This is a genomic window from Streptomyces sp. NPDC127068 (assembly GCF_042724695.1).
GTDB lineage: Bacteria > Actinomycetota > Actinomycetes > Streptomycetales > Streptomycetaceae > Streptomyces.
On sequence record NZ_JBHXEN010000060.1, the window covers coordinates 31,701 to 49,494 of the forward strand.

The window sequence follows — 17,794 nt, forward strand, 5'->3', positions numbered from 1 at the left end:
CGCGGGACCCATCCTCTCCCGAGGACCTCCGCGGGCGGATCAGGGGGCGCGTCGCCCGGGGCGTCCCGCCACGGCGGGCGGGTTCAGCCCGGTGGCAGGGCGGGCCGCGGCAGGCCGACCGGCCAGGTGTGGACGGGCTGACCGGCGTGCATCAACTCGCAGTAGCGGCGGGTCGTCGCCGCCAGGGCCGCGTGGCGGTCCAGTCCGCCCTCCCGCGCCCGGTGGAAGGTCGTCGTCTGCCACGAGGCCCCGTTGACCCGCTGGCGACAGCGTCCCTCGATCACCCCGAGGTAGCGGTCGCGGTCCGCGGGCTCCACCCCCCAGGCGTCCAGTCCGCCCGCGGCCAGGGGCAACAGTTCCTCCAGGACGAGGGTGACGGCCGGAATGCGCCGCAGGGTGCCGTGCCGCCCCGGTCGGGGCCACTGGAGCTCGGCGTCGATGCCGTGGCGGCACGCGTCGTCGAAGTTCCTCGCCGCGGCCTCGAAGGGCAGCCTGCTCCACACCGGAACCGGGTCCTCCGCCAGGGCGCGGACGATTCCGTAGTAGAAGGCGGTGTTCGCCATGACGTCGATCACGGTCGGCCCGGCGGGCAGGACGCGGTTCTCCACCCGCAGGTGCGGCACGCCGTCGACGGTGTCGTACACGGGGCGGTTCCAGCGGTACACGGTGCCGTTGTGCAGGACAAGTTCGGCGAGCGAGGGCACCCCGCCGTCGTCGAGGACCTTGAGGGGGTCCTCCTCGTCGCAGATCGGCAGCAGCGGGGGGAAGAACCGCAGGTTCTCCTCGAAGAGGTCGTACGCGGAGTCGATCCACCGTTCGCCGAACCAGGTGCGCGGACGCACTCCCTGGGCGGCGACCTCGGGCGGACGGGTGTCGGTGGACTGCTGGAACAGCGGGGGGCGCGACTCCCGCCACAGCTCCCGGCCGAACAGGAACGGCGAGTTGGCGCCGAGGGCGATCTGCACCCCGGCGACGGCCTGCGCCGCGTTCCACACCCCGGCGAACCGGGCGGGCGTCACCTGGAGGTGCAGTTGCACCGAGGTGCAGGCGGCTTCCGGGGCAATGGACTCCGATGTGCAGGTGAGTCGTTCGACCCCTTCGATGTCGAGTTGGAAACTCTCGCCGCGCGCCGCGACGATCTGCTCGTTGAGCAGGGTGTAACGATCGGCCGCGGAGAGGTTCGCCCGCACCAGATCTTCCTGGGCAAGGGTGGGCAGAATGCCGATCATCACAATTCCGGCATCGACTTCGTTCGCTTTCCGGTGCGCATAGGCCAGCCCCGTGCGCACTTCCTCCGCAAGCTGGTCCAGCACGCGCCCGCCGAGCCGGTGGGGCGCGATATTCACTTCCAGATTGAACATGGCCAGTTCGGTCTGGAAATCCTGGCTGGCGATTCGTTCGAGGACTTCCGCATTCATCATGCGCGGTAGCCCGTCCGGGCCGGCCAGGTTGAGTTCGATCTCCAGGCCCATGAGGTTCTTGGGCCGGTCGAACCGCTCCTCCGCCAACAGGCGTCCGAGCCCCGCCAAGCACTGGCGGAGCTTCTCGCGGTACCGCTGCCGATCGGACAGGTCGACAACGCCCGCCACGACCTTCTCCCCCATCGCAGCGTCCCTCCTCGAAGTGGGCAGCCCACCGTCCGGCCGCTCTGTCCTGGGGGATGATGCCCAGACAGCGCGATCGATAACGCCCCATGACCCGCGCCCGGACGGCTACCGTGGACATGGTCACCCAGGGGGCAGTTTCAGAGGGCAATGAACGATACATGCGGGAATCACTGTCCGACATGGCGCGGAAGCCGCCCCCGGAGACGCGGAGGCGTTACCGAATTGTGGCGTAAAACGGTGGGGAAAATCGGCCGTCCAGCCTCGGAAAATATCACGAGGTCACGAAGTTGAAATCATGGCGAATGGGGAGAAAAATCCGCTGTACGCCGACCGAAACGCCCCTTGCTCACCATAATTCGATCAGCTAGGCGAATCATCAAACGAGCGCCTGTCGTATAAACTCCGCTACAGAGGCAGAGAGTTGGCGCTCGCGGCCCCGTCCCCCCGGCCGCCTCGCCCCCTCTGACCCCACGCGCTGACAGCGCCGTCCGCGCCCTTCCTGGTTCCGCCTGCCGGTGAATGAGAGGCGACCCACCATGCCGCTGGTCTTTCCCCCTGCTCCCGCGCCTGCCCTGCGCAGCGTCGTCGCGGCACTAGGTTCCCCCACGGCCGTCCGTGAGGCCAAAACCCCTGCCCTGCGCGCCGCGCAGGGCTCCGTCACAGCGGAACTGCCGCTGCCCGTCCATGTGTGGGACCGACTCGTGCCCGCATCGTCCACCACCCTCGCGGGCTGGCGTTACGTGATCCGCTGCGGTGACCAGTCCGTGGCGGCGGCGGACACCGTCCTCACCCCGGACGGCTGGGCCTTCTCCCACTTCTTCGAAGGTCCGTACATCGAGTCCACCCAACGGGCCGTCCGGCAAGCGGAGTCGCTCCCCGTCCCGTACCAGGCGCGGCTGCTGTCCGTTCCCGGGCTGTACATGCTCACGCTGTGGCTGCACGGCGACCCCACGGCCGACGCCGCCGAGGGCACCCTCGCGCCGACCGACCTGCTCATCCCCCTGGCACCGGCGCCCCCCGGCGTCACGGCGCACCGCACGCACCGCGCGGCCGAGCTGCTGCCCGCCCTGGGGAACCGCCTCACACCGGCACCCCCGCTCACGGCTCCGGCCTGAGCCCGCCGACCACCCCTCAGTCGACCGAACGACTGAACCGCAGAACGGCAGAACGGCAGAACGGCAGAACTCCCGAACGACAGACGGACGGCTCCGGTGCTCACGCAGAGCACCGGGGCCGTCCGTCTGTGCTAACAGCCCGAAAGGACTAGCCCTTTTCGACCATTCCTAACCCCCCATTCGGGCAAGCCATTTGGGCTGAACCATCCGTGCGGGTGATACGTCTCTAACGAGTAAGAACCTGCTGCCGCGAAATCCCTGCGGAATCACGCCCGTGGGGCAACACTGGGGATCAGACCGACGATACGGGGGGCGGCCATGAGCACCGAGTCCAGCCGCAGGACAGCCTTCACACCGCAGCGAAAGAACGCATCCACCATGTGCCAGCACCAGTCACCGTGCCCGACGGCGGAGTCCGCCGACCGCGAGGCCGCGCTCGCCGTGGCCCACCACCCCGAGCAGGGGTGGAGCCTGCTCTGCAACGGCGTCCTGCTCTTCGAGGACACCGGTGAACTGCTGCCCAACGGCGAGATCATCGCCCCGCACCGCCCGCTCGGGACGGACGGCGTGATGACGGCGGCGTAGACCCCCACCGGACCGGGAGCCGCACCGGTGGGGCCGACCGCATGGGCGGGGCCGACCCGGAGCACCTCCGGACCGGCCCCGCTTCCACGTCTGCGGCACGGGCCGTACGCCCGCGACGGCATCAGTCCTGGTACGCGTCCAGGGGCGGGCAGGAACAGACGAGGTTCCGGTCGCCGTACGCCTGGTCGATCCGGCGGACCGGCGGCCAGTACTTGTCCGCGGCCGACACCCCGGCCGGGAAGACGGCCTCGTCACGGCTGTACGCGTGCTCCCACGCACCGGACAGGGCGCGCGCGGTGTGCGGGGCGTTGCGCAACGGGTTGTCCTCGGCGGGCCACTGCCCCGAACCGACCTTCTCGATCTCCGCGCGAATGGCGATCATGGCCTCGCAGAACCGGTCCAGCTCGACCAGGTCCTCGCTCTCGGTCGGCTCGATCATCAGGGTGCCCGCCACCGGGAACGACATCGTCGGCGCGTGGAAGCCGTAGTCGATGAGCCGCTTGGCCACGTCGTCGACGGTGACGCCGGTGGCCTTGGTGAGGGGGCGCAGGTCGATGATGCACTCGTGCGCGACGAGACCGCCCGGACCGGTGTAGAGCACCGGGAAGTGCGGTTCGAGGCGCTTGGCGACGTAGTTCGCGGACAGCACCGCGACCTGGGTGGCCCGCTTGAGCCCCTCACCGCCCATGAGCCGTACGTACGCCCAGGAGATCGGCAGGATACCGGCGGAGCCCCACGGCGCCGCAGAGATCGGGCCGACGCCGGTCTCGGGCCCGGCCGCCGGCTGGAGCGGGTGGTTCGGCAGGTACGGCGCGAGATGGGCGCGCACGGCCACCGGTCCGACACCCGGACCGCCGCCGCCGTGCGGGATGCAGAACGTCTTGTGCAGGTTGAGGTGCGAGACGTCACCGCCGAAGCGGCCGGGCTTGGCGAGCCCGACGAGGGCGTTGAGGTTGGCGCCGTCCACGTAGACCTGGCCGCCCGCGTCGTGCACCTGCGCACAGATGTCCGCGACGTGCTCCTCGAACACCCCGTGCGTGGACGGGTACGTGATCATGAGGACGGCGAGTTGCTCGCGGTGCTGCTCGATCTTGGCCCGGAGGTCGTCGACGTCGACCTCGCCGTCGTCCGCGGTCGACACGACGACGACCTTCATCCCGGCCATGACCGCGCTCGCCGCGTTCGTCCCGTGCGCCGACGACGGGATCAGACAGACCGTGCGCTGCTCGTCACCGTTGGCCCGGTGGTAGCCGCGCACCGCGAGCAGCCCAGCCAACTCGCCCTGGGAGCCGGCGTTCGGCTGGAGGGACACCCTGTCGTAGCCGGTGACCTCGGCGAGCCGCTCCTCCAACTCGTGGATCAGCGTGAGGTACCCCTGCGCCTGCTCCGCCGGTGCGAAGGGGTGCAGCTGACCGAACTCGGGCCAGGTGACCGGCTCCATCTCGGTGGTGGCGTTGAGCTTCATCGTGCAGGAGCCGAGCGGGATCATGCCCCGGTCGAGGGCGTAGTCCCGGTCCGAGAGCCGGCGCAGGTAGCGCAGCATCGCCGTCTCCGAGCGGTACTGCCGGAAGACCGGGTGCGCCAGGTAGTCGTCGGTGCGCAGCAGCGCCTCGGGCAGGGCGTCCACGACGGACGCGTCCAGGGCCTCGACGTCGGCGTCGGCGTCGAAGGCGGTCCAGACGATGCCGAGCTGGGCCCGGGTGGTGGTCTCGTCGCAGGCGATGCCCACGTGGTCGGCGTCCACCAGGCGCAGGTTGACGCCGCCCTCCCGGGCCGCGGCGACGATCTCGGCGGCCCGGCCGGGCACCCGCGCGGTGACCGTGTCGAAGAACGCGCCGTGCACGATCTCCGTGCCCGCCGCCCGCAGGCCCTCGGCGAGGATCGTCGCGTAGCGGTGGGTGCGGCGGGCGATGATCCGCAGCCCTTCCGGACCGTGGTAGACGGCGTACATCCCCGCCATGACCGCGAGCAGCACCTGAGCGGTGCAGATGTTGCTGGTCGCCTTCTCCCGCCGGATGTGCTGTTCACGGGTCTGAAGCGCCAGCCGGTAGGCCCGGTCCCCGTCGCTGTCCACGGAGACGCCGACGAGGCGGCCCGGGAGGCTGCGGGCGAACTTCTCGTGGACGGCCATGTACCCGGCGTGCGGTCCGCCGAAGCCCATCGGCACGCCGAAGCGCTGGGTGGTGCCGACCGCGATGTCCGCGCCGAGCTCACCGGGCGGGGTGAGGAGCGTGAGGGCGAGCAGGTCGGCGGCGACGGTGACGACGGCACCGAGTGCGTGGGCCTGCGCGATGAGGGGCCGCAGCTCGCGGACCGCCCCGGAGGCGCCCGGGTACTGGAGCAGGACGCCGGTGACCCCCCGCTCGGCGACCTCGGCCGGGATGCCGGAGGACAGATCGGCGACGAGGACCTCGACCCCGGTGGGTTCGGCGCGGGTCCGGATGACGGCCACGGTCTGCGGCAGGGTGTCCGCGTCGACCAGGAAGACGCCGTTCTTGACCTTGCCGACCCGTCGCGACAGTGCCATGGCCTCGGCTGCGGCCGTGCCCTCGTCGAGGAGGGAGGCCCCGGAGGTGGGCAGTCCGGTCAGCTCCGCGACCACGGTCTGGAAGTTGAGCAGCGCCTCCAACCGGCCCTGGGAGATCTCCGGCTGGTACGGGGTGTAGGCGGTGTACCAGGCCGGGTTCTCCATGACGTTGCGGAGGATGACCGGCGGCGTGAAGGTGCCGTAGTAGCCGAGGCCGATCATCGAGCCGAGCACCTCGTTGCGGTCCGCGAGGGAACGCAGCTCGGCGAGGACCTCGGCTTCGGTGCGGGCCGCGGGCAGGTCCAGGGCCTCGGCGTTCTTGATGACCTCGGGCACCGCGGTCGCCGTCAGCTCGTCCAGCGAGCCGTACCCGACCTGCGCGAGCATCTTGGCACGGGCTTCCGCATCGGGTCCGACGTGGCGCCGCTCGAACGGGATGCCCTGTTCGAGCTGGGCGAGGGGGGAACGCTTGACTGTCATGCGGGGGCCTCCTGGTCGGCACGACCTGCGAGGGGCACCGCATTGCGGGTGCCCGGACGGCCCTCCCCCTCTGTCATCTCAACCTGAGAGCTTCACCGGGCCTGAGCCCGACTTTCACCGTCGGTGAGGGTGGGAGGCCGTCGACCTTCCGCCCTGCTTTCCAGAGTGACCTCACCCGTGCGGTACTGGGGGCCTGAGAGATTCCGGGGAGGATTTGCTCCTTCGGCGCCCCCGGTCGTCAGCCGGGGAGCTCTCCCGCACAGGGTCAACAGCCGTTTCCACCCTACCAGCGGGCCCTCGCACGGGGCTTCGAGTGGCCGCCCGTCGGAATGTGGACTTTCGTAGTGCTTACGGATGAGTTGCGACCACTGGAGGGCACGTGCAGACCGACATCGATCCGCGCAACCTGATCGGCCGCAAGGCGTTCGACCTCCACGGCACGAGGATCGGCACGGTGGACGAGGTCTACCTCGACGACGCCACGGGGGTACCGGAGTGGGCGGCGATAAGGACGGGGCTCTTCAGCCGTGACGCGTTCGTCCCGCTGGAGCCCAGCGAGCTGGTGGAGGGCACCTTGCGGGTGCCCTTCGAGCGGACCCTGATCAAGGACGCCCCGGACTTCGGCGTCGGCCGCCACCTCTCGCCCCAGCAGGAGCTGCGCCTCTACCACCACTACGGGCTGGATCTGGCGTCCCCGGGCCTGGCACCACCGGCGGTACGGGACTTCGGTGAGCTGGCCGGAGCGGGCGACGACCCCAAGCCCCCGGACGACCGCTAGGCCCCCTCTTCCGGATCAGGCCGGGTCGTCGGAGGCGGGGCGGTGCACCAGGGACACCGGGTCGGAGGGTTCGAGGGCGGGGTCGTCCACGGCGAAGGTCCGCACCCGGCCCGGCCCGGAGTACGGGGTCTCGAACCGCACCGTCACCCGCCCCACGCCGCTTCCCTGCACCCAGCCCCGCCCGTGTTCGGCGTGGTGCACGTCATGACCTGCGGCCCACGGGGCGGGCGGACGGGCGGACGCCGCGGACGCCCCCTCGGGTTCGGCGGCGGGGTCCTCGGCAGCGGCTCCGTCGGCCTCGGTCCGTGCGCCCGCCGCCTGGGCGAACAGGTCCTCCTGGGTGTAGTCGGCGAGCCCGCTCACGCCCACCCCGAGGAGGCGCACGCCCCCGGTGGTGTCCACGGAATCCAGCAGACGGGCGGCGGCCTCCCGCACCACCGCGGGATCGTCGGTGGGTCCGCGCAGCGTCTCGGAGCGGGTCAACGTCGAGAAGTCGTACCTGCGCACCTTGAGGACCACGGTCCGCCCGGAGTGTCCCGACTCCCGCAGCCGCCGCACGCACCGATCGGCCAGTCGCTGCACCTCCCACCGCACCCGCGTGCGGTCGTGGATGTCCACGTCGTACGTGTCCTCCACGGACACCGACTTCGTCTCCCGTTCGGCGACGACCGGCCGCTCGTCGTGCGCGAGGGCCATCGCGTACAGCGCAGCCCCGTGCGCCTTGCCCAGCAGCCGCACCAGTTCGTCGGCCCCGGCCTCGGCCAGTTCGCCGACCGTGGTGATCCCGGCACGCCGCAGCTGGTCCCCGGTGGCGGGCCCGACGCCCGGCAGCACCCGGACGGGCATCGGGGCGAGCAGCGCCCGCTCGGTACCGACCGGTATCAGCAGCAGCCCGTCGGGCTTCGCCTCCTCCGAAGCGACCTTGGCCAGCATCTTGGAAGCGGCCAGACCCACCGATCCGGTCAGCCCCGTGGTGGCCTCGATGTCGGCGCGCAACCGTGTCCCGACCGTGCGCGCCGACGCCTCGTCCCGGGCCGCTCCGGCGGCTTCCAGGTCGACGAACGCCTCGTCCAGGCTGAGCGGCTCCACCAGCGGTGACAGCTCCCGCAGCAGGCCCATGACGTGGTCGCTGATCTCCCGGTAGAAGGCGAAGCGGGGCACCAGGTAGGCGGCGTTCGGCGCGAGTCTCCTGGCCTGGGCCGTGGGCATCGCGGAGCGCACTCCGAAGCGGCGCGCCTCGTAGGACGCGGTGGCGACGACCCCGCGCGGGCCGATGCCGCCCACCACCACCGCCTTGCCCCGGAGGCTGGGCTTGGCGGCCTGCTCCGCCGAGGCGTAGAAGGCGTCCATGTCCAGGTGCAGGATGGTGGGCTGGTTCCTCACACCCCCGATGCTGCCCTACGGGTCTGACAACGCCCTGGTGGGCGGGGGGCGCCGGCGCGTCAGACGGCCCGGTTGCGGCGCCGGGCCAGCTCGTCCGCGGGATGGTTCCCGACCAGCGTCTCCCCCGTGTCCACGCGTTCGCCGTGCAGCTGGGACAGGGCGCTCTCGACGTCCTGCCAGACCACTCCGACGGCGATCCCGAAGATTCCCTGACCGCCCTGGAGGAGTTTGTGGACCTCGTCGGGCGAGCCGCACTCGTAGACGGTCGCTCCGTCGCTCATCAACGTCATGCGCTCCAGGTCACGGAATCCGCGCTCCCGTAGGTGCTGGACGGCGGCCCGGATGTTCTGGAGCGAGACACCGGTGTCGAGGAACCGCTTCACGATCTTGAGGACGACCACGTCCCGGAAGCTGTACAGCCGCTGCGTGCCGGAACCGTAGGCGGGTCGGACACTGGGTTCCACCAGCCCCGTCCGGGCCCAGTAGTCGAGCTGCCGGTAGGTGATGCCCGCGGCGGCACACGCCGTGGGTCCGCGGTAGCCGACCTGATGGGGTTGCCGGTCGTCGTCCTCGACGGCCGGGAGCGGACGCCCCGGCACCTGGCCGGTCCGACCGCTGTGGAGCGCGTACGGGCCGCCTTCCCCCGGAATCCGCCCGGGGGCACCCCCAGCCGTACCGTCGCCGCTGCTTCTCACGCCGACCTCCGTCCTTGACCTGCCTTCCCGACGGTAGGCAGTCACTCGGGGTGCGTCAACGATCGCCACACTCGCCACGCCGAGTGATAATCACCCTACGAGTGGTTTCCCGTGTCTGATTGCGGGAAAGGCTAGCCGAATGTGCGGAGAGGGCCGCCCCGGGTACCGGAACGACCCCCGGATCCGGCCGACCGCCGCCGGCGGCCGACGCACGCGGCGTGGTCACTGGCTGTTGGTGCCGAAGTCCTCGGGCGAGATCTGGTCCAGGAACTCACGGAACTTCTCCACCTCGTCCTCCTGCTCGTCGGGGATCGCGATCCCCGCGTCGTCGAGGACGCCGTCGCTGCCGTAGATCGGCGTTCCCGTGCGCAGCGCCAACGCTATGGCGTCGGAGGGACGGGCACTGACCTCGACACCGCTCGCGAAGACCAGCTCCGCGTAGAAGACGCCCTCGCGGAGGTCCGTGATGCGCACCTCGCTCAGTTCCTGACCCACGGCCTCCAGCACGTCCTTGAACAGGTCGTGGGTCAGCGGCCGTGCGGGCGCCATGCCCTGCTGGGCGAAGGCGATCGCCGTCGCCTCCCCGGGGCCGATCCAGATGGGGAGGTAACGGTCGCCTCCCACTTCACGCAGAAGCACGATCGGTTGGTTGGAGGGCATTTCGACCCGGACACCTACGACGTCGAGCTCGTTCACACAGCAACCCTAGGCCGTGCCCGGCACCTTTGGGTAGTCGGGCACTCCGGCCGGCTGGCCAGCGGGGCGCCCTTGCGCGGCCCGCACCGGGCCCCGTCAGGGCAGTCGCACCCCTAGGGCCGCCTGAACCAAGGCCGAATGCAGCCCCACGGTCAGCTCCGCCAGCTCCCGCGTCCGCGCCTCGGCGTGCGCCCGGGTCTGCGGATTGCGGTGCAGCCGCAAGGGGGCCACGACCTGGTCGACGAGCCCGGCCTCACGTTCCGCGGACGCCTTCATGGCCCGCAGGTGACGCGGCTCGATGCCGTGCCGGCCCAGTTCGACGACGAGGCCGGCCACGGTGACGGCCGAGGCGTCGTACCCGCCGTCGGGCAACGGGACGAGCAGCCCGTAGGACTCCCACTCCGCCAGCCCGTCCTCACCGACCCCGACGGCCGCCATCAGCTCCTCGCGGCCCACCCGGGCCGCCGTGGGCCCGGATGCGCCCACGGAGCCCGCCCGGCCCGTCAGCGGGTCGTCCTGGGGCTCCCCGAGGCGGCCCAGGGAGGGCAGCTGTACGGCCTCCCCCCGTTCCAGGGCGTCCAGGTACTCCCGGATCACCCGGAGGGGAAGGTAGTGGTCCCGCTGCAACCGCAGCACCTGAGCCAGTCGCTCCACGTCCTGCGGGCTGAACTTGCGGTAGCCGGACGGCGTGCGCTGGGGCTCGATCAGCCCCTCGGACTCCAGGAAACGGATCTTGGAGATGGTGACCTCGGGAAACTCCTCCCGAAGCGCGTTCAACACGGTGCCGATGCTCATGAGGCGGCTGGCCGCCGCGGCGGTGCCGTTGCCGGCACCGCCGCTCGGTTTGTGCAGCATGGGGCCTTCCCCGGGTCAGACGCCCCGCTGGCTCGCGTAGAAGACCAGCCGGTACTTGCCGATCTGGACCTCGTCACCGTTGGCGAGCCGGACGTTGTCGACCGGCTCGCGGTTGACGTACGTGCCGTTGAGGCTGCCGACGTCCGCAGCGGTGAACGCACCGTCCGGACCGCGGCGGAACTCGACGTGCCGGCGCGACACCGTGACGTCGTCCAGGAAGATGTCGCTCTGCGGATGACGCCCCGCGGTCGTCAGGTCACCGTCCAACAGGAAACGACTGCCGGAGTTGGGACCGCGACGGACCACCAGGAGGGCCGAACCGAAGGGCAGCGCGTCCACCGCGGCCTGCGCCTCGGGCGACAGGGAGGGCGACTGGGTCTGCCCGGTCACCTCCGCGTCGTACGCCTCAAGGCCGGAGATCGAGATGGTCGAGGTCGTCTCCGACGGCCGCTCGACGCCACCGCGCAGGGGCGCTCCGCAGTTGGAGCAGAAACGGCTCGCCTCCGCATTGCGGTGACCACACCTCGTACACACCAAGGTCATGGACGGACCCCCTTGCGGCTGCCCACCGGGGGCATGGGACGCGTACGGGTCGGGGGCAAACCCTCCACCCGTACCTGAGGTTGACGGTTCCCCGGAACCTATGCGGCCGGGCGCGGCAGGGTCAACAGGGGACGCGGCCTGTCCGCCCGGAATGTCACCGCCTGGAGCACCAACCTGATCACGGAACAGCGGGCGTTCACCGGACTGCTCCTCGGCTCCCCCGTGGCGGGGGGCACGGTGTCGTGCCGTGGCGTTGCCACGGTCCTCGCGTGCGCTCTTGCCGAACAACTTCGCAAACAACTTCACGGGCGATTCCCCTTGACCGAAACAGACCCGCCCGTGGGGCAGGACGAACCCTGACTACACACACCTGCCGACCCGGACACCTTCACAACGTCCGTACCCACCGGACAGTTTCCACCACGCACCGCTCTTCCGGTGCGCCGACCCCCCGCAACCGCGTGCACCCGCCGAGTGACCCCCGCGTTCCCCGGATCACCGGGAGGACGACCGAGCGTAGTCAGGCTGCTTCGCCGGCCGCAAGGCGTCCACGACGATCTCCTCCGCACGCGTCACCGTCACGCTGGCCTGCTCCTTCTCCAGAGTCTGCACCACGCCGCCGGGGATGTGGAGCGCTGGTTCCAGGTCCTGCGGCCTGCCGATCACCTTGAACCGGTACGGCGCACTGATCGCCTTCCCGTCCACGCTCACCCCTTCCCCTTCGCCGCCCGTCAGGTACGTACCGGCCACGATCCGCACTCCGTTGAGCTGGATCGCCTCGGCACCCGCCGCGCGCAGCTCCTGGACGGCGTCCAGCAGCATGCGCGACTCCACCGCCGCGTGCTCGTCGGTGACCACCATGGTGATCCCGGGACCCTCGGCGCCCACGGTGCCGGCCAGCACGCCCAGTTGCTTCTCCCTCTCGACGGTCTGCTTGCGCGCCGCTTCGGCCTGGTCCGAGCTGTTCTCCAGTTCGGTGCGCTGGCCTTCAAGACGCCGCTTCTCATCATCTAGACGTTCCGTGCGGTCATCCAGTTCATCGAGGATCCGTACCAGATCCTCCTGTCGGGCCCCACGCAGCACACTACTGTCACTGGTGGCCGCGACCTGGACGGCGAGGCCGAAACCGAGGCCCGCGAGCAACAGCGCGACGATCAGCTGCGCCCGGCTGAGGCGCGGCGGCCACAGCCCCTTCATGAGGCGCTGTCTCCCCGTCAGACCCGGTTGCGTGACCCGCTGGCCGTGCGGCCCCTGCGCGTCGAGGTCTCCCTGACCACCCGCGGCGGGCCCCACGGGCACCTCGGCCGGCAGTTCCCTGCGCAGCTGGTGGGCGGAGGCGTCCTGCTGCTGCCCCCCACCGCCACTCACGGCCTCACCGTCACGGCCGGGCGCGCCCTGTCCCTCGGAGTTCATCGGCCCCTCGGAGTTCATCGGCCTCACGCCCGGAACACATGACGGCGGATCGCGGCGGCGTTGGAGAAGATGCGGATGCCGAGCACGACCACCACACCGGTCGACAACTGCGCACCGACGCCCAACTCGTCGCCCAGGAAGACGATCAGGGCCGCGACGACGACGTTCGACAGGAACGACACCACGAACACCTTGTCGTCGAAGATGCCGTCGAGCATGGCCCGCAGCCCTCCGAAGACGGCGTCCAGCGCCGCGACCACGGCGATCGGGAGATACGGTTCGACCACCGCGGGGACTTCGGGCCGGACCAGCAGTCCGGCCACGACTCCCAGGACGAGGCCCAGTACGGCGATCACGATGTGCCCTTCTCTGTTCTCGGCTGTGCGGTGCGGACGATCACGCTCGGCGCCGCGGGCAACCGCAGGTCGTCGTGCGCGGAAATCCCCGTCCTGATCCCGAAGTTCTCCTGGAGCGCGTTCAGGTACAGGCCGTCGGGGCTGTTCTGGAACCGGGTGCTCAACCGCTGGCGGTCGCCGACCGCGAGCACGGTGTAGGGCGGTACCAGGGGGCGGTTGTCCACCAGGACGGCGTCTCCCGCCGCCCGGATCGCGGACAGGGCGGTGAGCCGCTGTCCGTTGATCGACACGGCTTCGGCCCCGGAGTGCCAGAGCCCGTTGACGACCCGCTGGAGATCACGGTCCTTGACGCGGCCCGTGTCGGAGAAGCCCGAGGTGCCGCGCGGACCGTCACCGTCCGCGTCGGCCTCCTTGGCGTCGTCCACCGTGAGTTTGACCCCGGGGCCGTGCACCGCGGAGGAACCCGCGAGGACGCCGACGAGGTCGTCGGAGCCCTCCTCGTGCTGCAGCGCCTCGCGCCTGCGGTCGTGCACGTCGTCCCGGAGGGTGTCGACGCTCTTCTCCAACTCGTCGGCCGCCGCCGTCTCGGCCTCGACCCGGTCGATCAGTTCCTCGCGTTCCTTGGCGATCACGGGAGCCGTCACCCGCGCCTGCGCCGCGCCCACCGTGACGACCAGTCCCGCCAGGACCAGCCCCACCGCCAGGCCGAGCCGCGCGCGCAGGGTCTTCGGCAGCCCGCCGCTCTCCCCCTGGGCCCGCTTGCGCGCCGCGGCCTCCGCATAGCCGTCGTCGAGGCTGTGGTCCATGACGTTCGTCAACAGGGACATGGACGCGTCCGGGCGCCGGGGACGCGAAGTCGTACTCCGAACAGGGGGCGGCTGCGGCATGCCGCACATCGTCGCACGTCGGCGTCCATTCCTCCGAATGGCCCTGACGGACCGCCGGACGGCGCCCGGCAGGGGCGCCGTCCGGCACTCGAAAGACGTACCCGTCACGCCGCGATGACGGCCCGAGCGGGTGATCGACGGGTCAGTTGCCCGCGCTCTCGACGACCCCCGACCACTCGTCCAGCAGGGCCTGCGCCGAGGCGTCGTCGGGACCCTCCGCCCACAGATGGGTGACCGCTTCGGCACGGTCGGGGAGGACCAGCACCCAACGGCCGTCCGCCTCGACCACCCGCACGCCGTCGGTGGTGTCCACGGACCGGTCCCCCGCTTCCTCCACCACCCTGCGCATGACCAGGCCCTTCACGGCCCACGGGGTCGCCACATCGCGCTTGAGCACATGGGCACGGGGAATCCGTGCATCGATCTGGCTCAACGTCAGCTGGGTGCGGGCCACCAGGCCGATCAGGCGGACGAAGGCGGCCGTGCCGTCGAAGACGCTGCTGAACTCCGGGACGATGAAACCGCCGCGCCCGTCGCCGCCGAAGATCGTGGTTTCCTCACGGCCCACCCTCGTCAGGTCGTCGGGGGACGTCGTCGTCCAGTCGACCTGGGTGCCGTGGTAGGCCGCGACCTGCTCGGCGATCCGGGTCGTCGTCACCGGCAGGGCCACCCGCCCGCTCCGGCGCTCGGCGGCGACCAGGTCCAGCATGACCAACAGCGCACGGTCGTCCTCGACGATCCGCCCCTTCTCGTCCACCAGCGACAACCGCTCGCCGACCGGGTCGAACCGCACCCCGAACGCCGCCCGGGCCGAGGCCACGATCTCCCCGAGCCGCACCAGGCCGGCCCGTCGCGCGTCCGCCGTCTCGGTGGGCCGCGCCTCGTCCAGACCCGGATTGACCGTCAGCGAGTCGACACCGAGTTTGCCCAGCAGGCTCGGCAGGACCAGGCCGGCGCTGCCGTTCGACGCGTCGACCACCACCTTGAGCCCGGAGTCCGCGATGCCCGTGGTGTCGACGTTCCGCAACAGGGAACCCGTGTACGAGTCGAAGACGCTCGCCGGGAAGTGCAGGTCGCCGATCTCGCCGGGGAACGCCCGACGGTACTCCTGGCGCGCGTACACCCGGTCGAGCTTGCGTTGACTCGCCTGGGAGAGGTCGGCGCCCCGTCCGTCGAAGAACATGATGTCGACCGAGTCGGGCACCCCGGGCGACGTGCGGATCATGATGCCGCCGGCGCTGCCCCGTGCCGTCTGCTGCCGCGCCACGGGCAGCGGCACGTTCTCCAGGTCCCGCACGTCGATCGCACTGGCCTGGAGGGCGGAGATCACCGCGCGCTTCAGGGCCCGGGCGCCCCTGGAGTGGTCGCGGGCGGTGGTGACCGTCGCTCCCTTCTTCAGGGTCGTCGCGTAGGCGCCGGCCAGCCTCACGGCCAGCTCCGGGGTGATCTCGACGTTCAGGATGCCGCTGACCCCGCGCGCGCCGAAGAGGTGCGCCTGGCCGCGGGACTCCCAGATGACCGAGGTGTTGACGAAGGCGCCCGCCTCGATCGTCTTGAAGGGATAGACCCGCACATTGCCCTGGACGATCGATTCCTCACCGACGAGACACTCGTCGCCGATGACGGCACCGTCCTCGATGCGGGCGGCCCGCATGATGTCGGTGTTCTTCCCGATGACGCAGCCCCGGAGATTGCTGTGCTCCCCGATGTAGACGTTGTCGTGGAGGACCGCCTTGTGGAGGAACGCACCGCTCTTCACGACGACGTTCGAGCCGACCACCGTGTGCTCGCGGATCTCGGCGTTGGCTTCGACCTTGGCGTAGTCCCCGATGTACAGGGGGCCCCGCAGCACCGCGTCGGGGTGCACCTCGGCGCCCTCGGCCACCCACACCCCGGGGGAGATCTCGAATCCGTCGAGGTCGACGTCGACCTTGCCCTCCAGGACGTCCGCCTGGGCCTTCACATAGCTCTCGTGCGTGCCGACGTCCTCCCAGTAGCCCTCGGCGATGTAGCCGTAGATGGGCTTGCCGTCCTTCATCAGCTGGGGGAAGACGTCACCGGACCAGTCGACGGACACATCTGCCTGGACGTAGTCGAAGACCTCGGGTTCCATCACGTAGATACCGGTGTTGACGGTGTCGGAGAAGACCTGGCCCCAGGTGGGCTTTTCCAGGAAACGTTCGACCCTGCCCTCTTCGTCGACGATGGTGATGCCGAACTCCAGAGGATTCGGTACCCGGGTCAGACACACCGTGACGAGGGCTCCCTTCTCCTTGTGGAAGGCAATCAACTCAGTGAGGTCGAAATCGGTGAGGGCGTCACCGGAAATGACCACGAACGCATCGTCCTTGAGCGCCTCTTCCGCATTCTTCACACTGCCCGCGGTTCCGAGTGGCTTCTCCTCGTTGGCGTAGGTCAACTCCATGCCGAGTTCTTCACCATCGCCGAAGTAGTTCTTGACGAGGGAAGCCAGGAACTGGACGGTCACGACTGTCTCGGTGAGCCCATGCCTCTTCAGCAGCCGCAGCACGTGCTCCATGATGGGCCGGTTGGCCACGGGCAGGAGCGGCTTGGGCATGCTTGAAGTCATGGGGCGAAGGCGTGTGCCTTCGCCACCGGCCATCACAACGGCCTTCATGTCGGAAGCGTCCTCCTTGAGAGACGACGGTCTAGCCGACTGCGCCCTCAATTGTCCCGCACGGATCCGCTACGGGCCATCAGGCGAGCACCCAGGCACCATCGGCGGGGCGCTCAGCCGGCCATGGCGTCCGCCCGCACCAAGCGGCGAACCTGGACCATGTACAAGACTCCTGCCCACCAGTACAGGGTTGTACCCCATCCGGCGAACGCCCATCCGAAAATAGCAGCGAGTGACGCGATCCATCCGCTTCCGTCGCTGAGCAGCAACAACGGGAAGGCGTACATCAGGTTGAAGGTGGCGGCCTTGCCGAGGAAGTTCACTTGCGGCGGCGGATATCCGTGCCGTCTGAGGATGCCGACCATCACCAGCAACACGAGTTCACGCGCAAGCAGTACGGCGGTGAGCCAGACGGGCAGGATCTCCCGCCAGGTGAGGCCGACCAGGGTCGACAGAATGTAGAGCCGGTCGGCCGCGGGATCGAGCAGTCGGCCGAGGCTGCTCACCTGGTTCCAGCGACGCGCGAGCATTCCGTCCAAATAGTCGCTGACACCGCTGAGCGCCAGGACGAGCAGGGCCCACCCGTCGCTCTTGGGGCCCCCGAACTCGGGGCGGAGGATCAACCACAGGAAGAGCGGCACGCCCAAGAGGCGCGCCATGCTGAGGATGTTGGGGATGGTGAGGACCCGGTCCGTCTGGACACGCGTCTCCTGGACCTCCACCCGGGGGCCTCCTGTGGGAACGAGCCAACGATACGACCTGACCTTACCGCCCAGCGGAGAACCTTCCGTACGGAGGGGTGCACGGCACTCCGGACAACGGCCTACGAGCCGGTTGCCCGGGTTGCCCCTGGTTTCCCGACCCGTAAACGCAAAAAAGAGCTGTGGGCCCCGGAGGAATAACCCTCCAGAGCCCACAGCTCTCTTATTCAAAGTTTGTTCGGCGGCGTCCTACTCTCCCACAGGGTCCCCCCTGCAGTACCATCGGCGCTGTGAGGCTTAGCTTCCGGGTTCGGAATGTAACCGGGCGTTTCCCTCACGCTATAACCACCGAAACACTACGAAACACACACCGCACACACCCCAATCACCCAAACATTCGGGGATCGAAGGGTGTGTTGGATGTTCGTGGTTTCAGAACCAACACAGTGGACGCGAGCAACTGAGGACAAGCCCTCGGCCTATTAGTACCAGTCAACTCCACCGGTCACCCGGCTTCCATATCTGGCCTATCAAC

At 69.9% G+C, this 17,794-nt stretch carries 15 protein-coding genes, 1 rRNA gene and 1 riboswitch; of the genes, 3 read left to right on the forward strand and 13 right to left on the reverse strand.

What is annotated here, in order from left to right; translation table 11 throughout:
* Window positions 1–83: 83 nt before the first annotated feature.
* Window positions 84–1,604 (reverse strand): glutamate-cysteine ligase family protein, encoded by a 1,521-nt coding sequence (locus ACFWIA_RS29760; protein ID WP_387010354.1) that lies wholly within the window; start codon window positions 1,602–1,604, stop codon window positions 84–86.
* A 539-nt stretch (window positions 1,605–2,143) separates the two neighbouring features.
* Here ACFWIA_RS29760 and ACFWIA_RS29765 point away from each other — a divergent pair.
* Together ACFWIA_RS29765 and ACFWIA_RS29770 are read left to right on the forward strand one after the other, a co-directional pair.
* Window positions 2,144–2,722, forward strand: coding sequence for a hypothetical protein (locus ACFWIA_RS29765; RefSeq protein ID WP_387010355.1), 579 nt, complete (start codon window positions 2,144–2,146; stop codon window positions 2,720–2,722).
* A 378-nt stretch (window positions 2,723–3,100) separates the two neighbouring features.
* Window positions 3,101–3,307, forward strand: a complete 207-nt coding sequence (locus tag ACFWIA_RS29770; RefSeq protein WP_387010356.1) for a DUF5999 family protein — start codon at window positions 3,101–3,103, stop codon at window positions 3,305–3,307.
* Between the two features lie 121 nt (window positions 3,308–3,428).
* On the opposite strand, the gene gcvP is transcribed toward ACFWIA_RS29770, so the two are convergent.
* On the reverse strand, window positions 3,429–6,314 hold the full coding sequence (gene gcvP / locus ACFWIA_RS29775) for an aminomethyl-transferring glycine dehydrogenase (protein ID WP_387010357.1): 2,886 nt from the start codon (window positions 6,312–6,314) through the stop codon (window positions 3,429–3,431).
* Between the two features lie 170 nt (window positions 6,315–6,484).
* Window positions 6,485–6,582, reverse strand: a riboswitch (glycine riboswitch).
* Between the two features lie 111 nt (window positions 6,583–6,693).
* Here gcvP and ACFWIA_RS29780 point away from each other — a divergent pair.
* Entirely contained in the window at window positions 6,694–7,092 is a 399-nt protein-coding gene (locus ACFWIA_RS29780; RefSeq protein WP_387010358.1) for a PRC-barrel domain-containing protein, read from the forward strand.
* A 15-nt stretch (window positions 7,093–7,107) separates the two neighbouring features.
* Here the strand turns inward: ACFWIA_RS29780 and ACFWIA_RS29785 are convergent, their stop codons facing one another.
* From ACFWIA_RS29785 to rrf, 11 genes are all read right to left on the reverse strand, one after another.
* Complete coding sequence (locus ACFWIA_RS29785) at window positions 7,108–8,475, reverse strand: DNA polymerase IV (protein ID WP_387010359.1); 1,368 nt, start codon at window positions 8,473–8,475, stop codon at window positions 7,108–7,110.
* Window positions 8,476–8,534: 59 nt separating this feature from the next.
* Complete coding sequence (locus ACFWIA_RS29790) at window positions 8,535–9,170, reverse strand: MerR family transcriptional regulator (protein WP_385494770.1); 636 nt, start codon at window positions 9,168–9,170, stop codon at window positions 8,535–8,537.
* Window positions 9,171–9,392: 222 nt separating this feature from the next.
* Window positions 9,393–9,866 carry a bifunctional nuclease family protein gene (locus ACFWIA_RS29795; protein WP_030794342.1) on the reverse strand — a complete coding sequence of 158 codons (474 nt, stop codon included), beginning with the start codon at window positions 9,864–9,866 and terminating at the stop codon, window positions 9,393–9,395.
* Between the two features lie 96 nt (window positions 9,867–9,962).
* Entirely contained in the window at window positions 9,963–10,721 is a 759-nt protein-coding gene (locus ACFWIA_RS29800; protein WP_387010360.1) for a MerR family transcriptional regulator, read from the reverse strand.
* 15 nt (window positions 10,722–10,736) lie between these two features.
* A complete protein-coding gene (locus tag ACFWIA_RS29805) occupies window positions 10,737–11,612 on the reverse strand; it encodes an FHA domain-containing protein (RefSeq protein WP_387010365.1) in 876 nt (291 codons plus the stop codon).
* A 147-nt stretch (window positions 11,613–11,759) separates the two neighbouring features.
* Entirely contained in the window at window positions 11,760–12,677 is a 918-nt protein-coding gene (locus tag ACFWIA_RS29810) for a DUF881 domain-containing protein (RefSeq protein WP_387010361.1), read from the reverse strand.
* Between the two features lie 23 nt (window positions 12,678–12,700).
* On the reverse strand, window positions 12,701–13,033 hold the full coding sequence (locus tag ACFWIA_RS29815) for a small basic family protein (RefSeq protein WP_073795017.1): 333 nt from the start codon (window positions 13,031–13,033) through the stop codon (window positions 12,701–12,703).
* Complete coding sequence (locus tag ACFWIA_RS29820) at window positions 13,030–13,860, reverse strand: DUF881 domain-containing protein (RefSeq protein WP_387010362.1); 831 nt, start codon at window positions 13,858–13,860, stop codon at window positions 13,030–13,032. Before ACFWIA_RS29820 ends, ACFWIA_RS29815 begins: the two co-directional genes overlap by 4 nt.
* A gap of 202 nt (window positions 13,861–14,062) precedes the next feature.
* Entirely contained in the window at window positions 14,063–16,558 is a 2,496-nt protein-coding gene (locus ACFWIA_RS29825) for a sugar phosphate nucleotidyltransferase (RefSeq protein WP_387010363.1), read from the reverse strand.
* 113 nt (window positions 16,559–16,671) lie between these two features.
* Complete coding sequence (locus ACFWIA_RS29830) at window positions 16,672–17,280, reverse strand: CDP-alcohol phosphatidyltransferase family protein (protein ID WP_385494776.1); 609 nt, start codon at window positions 17,278–17,280, stop codon at window positions 16,672–16,674.
* Window positions 17,281–17,495: 215 nt separating this feature from the next.
* Window positions 17,496–17,612, reverse strand: a 5S ribosomal RNA gene (gene rrf, locus ACFWIA_RS29835).
* Window positions 17,613–17,794: the final 182 nt, after the last annotated feature.

Excerpts from the sequence above, each read along its gene's own strand:
- ACFWIA_RS29760 (WP_387010354.1), bottom strand. The coding sequence starts at position 1,604 with ATGGGGGAGAAGGTCGTGGCGGGCGTTGTCGACCTGTCCGATCGGCAG.
- ACFWIA_RS29765 (WP_387010355.1), top strand. The coding sequence starts at position 2,144 with ATGCCGCTGGTCTTTCCCCCTGCTCCCGCGCCTGCCCTGCGCAGCGTC.
- ACFWIA_RS29770 (WP_387010356.1), top strand. The coding sequence starts at position 3,101 with ATGTGCCAGCACCAGTCACCGTGCCCGACGGCGGAGTCCGCCGACCGC.
- gcvP (WP_387010357.1), bottom strand. The coding sequence starts at position 6,314 with ATGACAGTCAAGCGTTCCCCCCTCGCCCAGCTCGAACAGGGCATCCCG.
- ACFWIA_RS29800 (WP_387010360.1), bottom strand. The coding sequence starts at position 10,721 with ATGCTGCACAAACCGAGCGGCGGTGCCGGCAACGGCACCGCCGCGGCG.
- ACFWIA_RS29810 (WP_387010361.1), bottom strand. The coding sequence starts at position 12,677 with ATGAACTCCGAGGGACAGGGCGCGCCCGGCCGTGACGGTGAGGCCGTG.
- ACFWIA_RS29820 (WP_387010362.1), bottom strand. The coding sequence starts at position 13,860 with ATGTCCCTGTTGACGAACGTCATGGACCACAGCCTCGACGACGGCTAT.
- ACFWIA_RS29825 (WP_387010363.1), bottom strand. The coding sequence starts at position 16,558 with ATGAAGGCCGTTGTGATGGCCGGTGGCGAAGGCACACGCCTTCGCCCC.